Source organism: Aetokthonos hydrillicola CCALA 1050 (assembly GCF_017591665.1).
GTDB classification, from domain to species: domain Bacteria; phylum Cyanobacteriota; class Cyanobacteriia; order Cyanobacteriales; family Nostocaceae; genus Aetokthonos; species Aetokthonos hydrillicola.
In genome coordinates, this window is record NZ_JAAKGC010000062.1 from 38,352 (window position 1) to 44,988 (window position 6,637).

Sequence of the window (6,637 nt, forward strand, 5' to 3'; positions counted from 1 at the left end):
GAATAGAATTCAAAAATCACAACTCAGAATAAAAAAAGTAAAAACTTAAAAAAAAATAACAATTGCAATCAGAGAAACGCTTCGATATATGATGTTTTTTAATGATTAATCCCAAAATCTTGTGAAGCTGTATAAAATCAAACAAGGCTAAAAAGGTTGCATCGCAAAAGTTTTAGCCTTAGTATTTTATGTAACTTCATACAAAATTCCTATAACTTCTGTACATCTGTGCACAAGTTATGAGAATCTTATATCAATGGCGATACCCAGCCCATCGTCTGTGAGCAGTTACGGCAAGTTATTTGTCTTCGATATTTATAATGGAGTTGCTTGTATTTTGGATATTACTCTCTTTATTGAAACAGTTCGAGAGCATCTGCTGCCTATAGTAATAGTTACCAGCGGGATAGGGTTGATTGCTGGGCTTTTTATATTACTATTTGTTTTGTTTTTTTTATTAACAAAAATGAATGAATTTTTAAGAACTCGCATTTTGTCGGTTCAAGGAAGAGCAATATATGACAAAGTGGTTCCCGAATATCAAAATTTGTTAACCAGAACTTTTTTCTTAGTATTGGTTGACCTGATTTTATTACTAATTCCCAAACCAACTTGGCTTAACTATCTAGAATTGGGTTTATCGCTGATAGTGGCAATTACGGTAGGTTGGTTGAGTTCTCGCTTGTTTCAAAAAGCATATCAGGTTTACTTACAAGAATCTGTCCTAAATCGTAAAATTAACGGAGAGTTATTAGTAGTCGGTAATATCATAGCCGATGCAGTGATTTTTTTGGTGATTTTCTTTATTTTTGCTCAAACTCATCGAATTAATGTTTTAGGTTTAACAGCAAGTTTGGGAATTGGAGGAATAGCGATCGCATTCGCAGCGCAGCAAACTTTATCCCAAATACTAGGTGGGGTTGTACTCTATATAGATAGACCATTCGTGATAGATGACTATATCGGTTTACCAGATGGTACATTTGGTCGAGTTGAATCGATTGGATTACGTTCCACTAAGATTCGCAATTCTGGTAAAGGAACAGTCACCATAGTGCCGAACAATTCCTTGACTAACCTGAGTATCGAGAACTTTACAGGAGCAAAAAAAATTGTATCTTTAGTGTATTTAACACTATATAGAGAAGTACTTGAAGATGAAAAAGCGTTGATTCGACAAGTGATATTAGAAAGTACCAAAGAAATTTTTGGCATTGACACTCGCAATACAGATGTGACATTTAAAGATATTGTTCAAGATGGTAAAGGGAGAATAACTCAAGCACAGATTAACTTTTTCATTCTAGGTTCTGGAGAAATGTCAATGGATATGCGTCGTCAGCTGGTGTTGATGGCGAAAGAAAATATCACTTTGCGATTAAAAGAGTATGGTATTGCTTTCGATCTGGAAGAAAGACCAGTTGATGTTGATGCACCAATTACAATTTAGTAAGGAATTCAAGAGTCAGAATTATTCAAAAATTGGTAAAGTATTGAATCAGCGTATTAGGATACGCTAAATAAACAATCTTTATAATTTCTGACTCCTGAATTATTGCATAATTTATTAACTTAGCTCTTAAGAAGAAATGGGGACACTACTAACAACAAACTCATGGTATTCGCTTGATGAAGCAACCCAAAAGCTTCTGATTGCAATAGGAATAAAACTAGGAATTTTCCTAGTTTTTGTCTTCTTATCAGTGATTTTTGGGAAATCAATCCCCCGCTTTCTCAAGCTACTGATTCGCCGAATATCACCTCAACCGATTTTCCAGATTTATCAAAATATATTTGATCCAGTAGAAAAAAAACTGGGGCTTTTGGCGACGTTAATTCTCCTGTCTTTATGTCTGAACTTTATTCAAGAATACACAGGATTTTACAGATTCTTCAAATTCTTCTCGGATTTATCCATCGCGATTAGTATAGCAACACTAATGTCAGGGATATTTAAAAACTTCTTGCGTTATTATGGCATCAACATGATTCGCAAATTTGGTTTCGAAGTAGATGAGTTACTGCTAGTATTTGAAACGATTGCCAACGTCATCATTGGTTTTTTTGTCGCTGTAGCATTTGCACAAAGCCAGAACGTCAACTTGATTGGGTTAGTTGCAGGTTTGGGTATTGGCGGTATAGCAGTAGCGTTTGCATCTCAAAAAACTCTTGAACAAATTTTTGGGACAATTGTCATTTACTTAGACCGTCCTTACACGCCAGGAGAATATATTCGCGTTAATTTAAGTTCTCAAGGAATATTGTTTGCACGTGTAGAAGCGATTGGTTTACGTTCCACAAAGTTGCGCACATTGGCTAAAAGTACCCTTGTCGTTGTGCCAAATTCAACGATGGCAAGTGCAGATATTGAAAATATTACAAGAGGGAAAAAGGTGATGGTATTGCTTTACCTTGATTTTCCTCGAGCATTAGAAAAAACGGAGCAAGCATTGTTAGAAAAGGTGGTCAAAGAAAGTACTAATACATTGTTTGGTATCGATCCGAACAGCACAAAAATTAGTATATTTCCTTATGAGGATGGTCAAAACAAATATCGAGCAAGAGTCAGTTTCTTCATTCTGGGTTCAAGCGAAAATTCATTGGAGTTCCGTAAGCAATTGTTGGAGTTAGCTAATGATTCTATATCCAAGAAGCTAGAAAGCTATGGTATAGAATTTATCATCCAAGAGCCAACTCTCTACCTGGAATCTCCTGTCCCTATCTAAAGCTTTATCGTGACGTGAGTCTTCAGAATGATGATTGGTTAAAAACCGCCTCCCTTGTCGACGAGACAGGGGTTAAAACTTTTTGTTTAAAACACCATCCCTTTATGGGTGGTGTTTTCTGATTCCTGACTCCTGAATTCTTGATAAACGATGGCGCAGAGGAAGGAATTGCTGTACAATTAGTTGCTGCCGGAATTCTCTCAACAGAGTGTTTTGGGTTTTAGATGCCTTCAACAACGAAAACTGCTGTTTCTTGACACCAAGGGAGTCAGAAATGGGATTGAACCAAGTGAGAATAGTATTGGTGGAACCACAAGGAGCACTTAATGTGGGTTCTATTGCAAGGGTGATGAAAAATTTTGGGTTCAATCATTTAGTCCTTGTTAATCCCCTATGCAACCCACTTTCTGAGGAAGCAAAACAGATGGCAGTTCATGCCCAAGATGTTTTAGAATCTGCTGTGATAGTAGACACCTTACCAGCAGCATTGGACGGATGTACACGAGCGATCGCCACAACTGCTCGTGTGCGTAATCCCGAAACATCTCTTGAAAATCCCCGCACTGCACTACCTTGGCTCATAGAAGAACCAACACAGCCAGCCGCACTTATCTTTGGTAGGGAAGACAGAGGATTAAGCAACGAAGAATTATATTATGCTCAAAAATTTGTCTGTATTCCTACTAATTCGAGCTATTTATCGTTAAATTTGGCTACTGCTGTAGGAATATGCTGTTATGAACTAGCGCAGAGTATTGATATTAACTTGACAGATATTGCAGATAAAGAAATCTCAATATCTGAGTATGAACAAGCACCTATAGAGGTCGTAGAATCATATTATCAGCAGTTAGAATTATTACTGCTTAAAATTGGTTATCTTTATCCCCACACAGCAACTACGAGAATGGAAAAATTTCGGCAAATCTATAATCGAGCACAGTTACAGACTAGGGAAGTCGCCATGTTACGAGGAATTTTACGGCAGATAGAATGGGCTATTGAAAATTTGAACAGTGAAAATTTGTGACTCATTGCTTATGATAGACTCAGCCATCCTGCCAAAATCCATAACATGCCTTAAACTCAATACAAAACTACTTAATAAATGGGCATGGGGCATGGGGCATGGGGCATTGCGATGAATAGGTCGGTAATTAAAGATATTATTACAGGTGTGGGATAAATACAAAACTACTCCGGCATCAAAAAGTAAATAAATTCGGTTAAGTTATATACTTTATTTTATGCAAACGAGAACTACCACAACAGGTTTTTGGCAGCGTCAACCTTTAGACCGTCGCCAGCCTCCTGGGCAAAAAAACCAAAACTTGGGTCAGAATAAAGGGAAATCTACCAAAGTTGTTAAAGCTAAAAAAAAATCGCCAGTAGTCGTACCAGTTGTAAAACCAATATCCACTGGTAAAGGAAAAATACCCCCCTTCAATCCCAACGCTATGAAGGGAAAAACACCACCCTTCAACCCCAACCCTGGCTCCAAGAAACTACGCACCCGCAAGCAAGTGGTGTCGAAAAAAAGCAATCGCTCCCGAAAAACGCAATTAAAGCCCTTCGCAAAAACGATGTTGTATGCTATGCGGTTGTTAATTGTCGGAGTTGGGATTGGGGCAATTGTAGGTACAGTTTTATCAGTATTCGACCCAGCCTCTCGTATTACTAGACCAGAATCGCAATCTAACACAACTGTTGAGCAAGCACAACCACAAAATACCCCAAGTAATAACTCTAACGGCAGTGGTTTATCCCTGTCTCAAGAAAATGGTGACTTAAAAGCAGCTTTCCAAAAGCTAGCAGCTAACGAACCAAATTTGACACCAGGAATTTTGTGGGTAGATTTGGAGAATGGTTCTTATGTCGATGTCAACGCCTCGTCTAGTTTTCCCGCCGCCAGCACAATTAAGCTTCCCATTCTTGTCGCTCTTTTCCAAGATGTGGATGCAGGAAAAATTAATCTAGATGAGACAATGACTCTGCAAAAGCAGATGATTGCTGGTGGTTCTGGAGATTTACAGTACAAACGTGTAGGGACTAAGTTTACAATCCTAGAACTCGCCACTAAGATGATTACAGTTAGCGACAATACCGCCGCTAATATGCTGATGTCACGTCTAGGTGGAATTGAAGAATTGAATCAGCGTATTCAAAGTTGGGGATTAACAGCCACAGCTATTCACAATCAGCTTCCTGATTTACAAGGGACAAATACAACTAGCCCTAAAGATTTGGCAAGTTTGATTGGAATGGTGACGAAAGGAAATCTCGTGAGTCAGTCATCGCGCGATCGCACCTTAGATATTATGCGTCGCACTGTGAGAAATAATCTCCTACCAGCAGGATTGGGTTCAGGCGTAACGGTTGCCCACAAAACAGGTGATATTGGCACAATGCTAGCAGATACGGGTTTGGTTGAGCTACCAAACGGCAAACGCTATATTATCTCTGTAATGGTACAACGCCCGAATAATGATAACCGCGCAGAAAGATTGATTAGCTCAATTTCTCGTGCTGCTTACCAACAGATAAACCCAAATGGTACTACAGCCAACGGGACAGGCAACACTCCACCTGCAAATAATTATCAACCTCCTGCGGCGAATCCATCTGTACGCAACACCGTACCCCCAACTACTTATCAGCCTCCTGCTCTAAATCCCTCTGTACGCAACACTGTACCTACAATGCCTACGACAACTTATCGTGCGCCTGTAATCACGGCACCTCCATATTACGGTACAGGAAGCACCCTACCTTCAACAGGTTATCAGCCCCCTGTTATGACTCCTCCTCAATACTACCCCATGCCAGGTTATCAACCTCCAATCACCACCCAGCAATATTACTACCCATACCAAAGGTGATCAAGCAGCGACTAACTCCTTACTTGTTTTTGTTACCAGCCCTCACGATTTTAGTATTAACCGTATTTTCGCCCGCGCTACAAGCATTCTACTTAAGCTTTACGCGTTACGAATACGATCTGACTCAGCTACCACAATGGACAGGTTTTACTAACTTCCAGCGTCTGTGGAATGACCCTGTTTTTTGGAAAACTTTAGGCAACACGTTATTGTATCTTATATGTGTAGTACCAATTTTGGTAATTGCTCCCTTAGCATTAGCAATTTTGGTAAATCAGAAATTGCGCGGGATGTACTGGTTTAGGGCTGCTTATTATGCGCCGGTGGTGATTTCTGTAGTAGTTGCAGGAATTGCTTGGAGATGGCTATATGCAGAAAATGGTTTACTCAATCAGTTACTAAAGGGTATTATCCCCGCAGGAATTCCCTGGTTAACGGATCCTCATTTTGCACTGTTTAGTGTCATGGCTGTCACAGTGTGGAAAGGGTTGGGGTACTATATGGTGATTTATCTAGCTGGATTACAATCCATTCCTGCTGATGTATATGAAGCTGCAACAATTGACGGATCAGACGGTATTATTAAACACTGGGATATAACTTTACCTTTAATGAAACCGTACTTAGCTTTAGTGGCAGTTATTTCGGCTATTTCTGCGACTAAAGTTTTTGAAGAAGTATATATTATGACCCAAGGTGGTCCACGAAATAGTTCAAAAACAATTGTTTACTATTTATATGAGCAAGCGTTTAGTAACTTGGAAATTAGCTACGCTTGTACAATCGGTCTGGTACTATTTTTAATCATTTTGGGATTATCTATTTTAAGATTATTGCTCAATCGCAGTGCAGAGTTCAGAGGGAACAGGGAACAGGGAACGGGGAACAGTGTACCCACGGCTTAAGCCGTGGGATTGAAACAAGGACGCCGTATTTAAGAGCGCTGCGCGTCTCGAAATACATCTTTATTTGCAAGTGGGCTTTAAACCCACAAAGTCACGTTTTTTTTCTTTCCCTGTTCCCTGTTAAGAG

Annotated in this window: 5 protein-coding genes; all 5 read left to right on the top strand. The window is 39.4% G+C overall.

The window, feature by feature from the left end:
* The first annotated feature begins 256 nt into the window (after positions 1-256).
* The 5 genes from G4P69_RS25145 (at position 257) to G4P69_RS25165 (ending at position 6,510) form a co-directional block, all read left to right on the top strand.
* Complete coding sequence (locus G4P69_RS25145; protein ID WP_310834271.1) at positions 257-1,450, top strand: mechanosensitive ion channel family protein; 1,194 nt, start codon at positions 257-259, stop codon at positions 1,448-1,450.
* Between the two features lie 139 nt (positions 1,451-1,589).
* Positions 1,590-2,726, top strand: a complete 1,137-nt coding sequence (locus G4P69_RS25150) for a mechanosensitive ion channel family protein (RefSeq protein WP_208341154.1) — start codon at positions 1,590-1,592, stop codon at positions 2,724-2,726.
* A 274-nt stretch (positions 2,727-3,000) separates the two neighbouring features.
* Positions 3,001-3,756: an RNA methyltransferase gene (locus G4P69_RS25155; RefSeq protein ID WP_208341155.1), complete on the top strand. Its 756-nt coding sequence runs from the start codon at positions 3,001-3,003 to the stop codon at positions 3,754-3,756.
* A gap of 217 nt (positions 3,757-3,973) precedes the next feature.
* A complete protein-coding gene (locus G4P69_RS25160) occupies positions 3,974-5,605 on the top strand; it encodes a serine hydrolase (protein WP_208341156.1) in 1,632 nt (543 codons plus the stop codon).
* Complete coding sequence (locus G4P69_RS25165; RefSeq protein ID WP_310834272.1) at positions 5,602-6,510, top strand: carbohydrate ABC transporter permease; 909 nt, start codon at positions 5,602-5,604, stop codon at positions 6,508-6,510. The genes G4P69_RS25160 and G4P69_RS25165 overlap by 4 nt, the downstream gene beginning before the upstream one ends.
* Positions 6,511-6,637 lie beyond the last annotated feature (127 nt).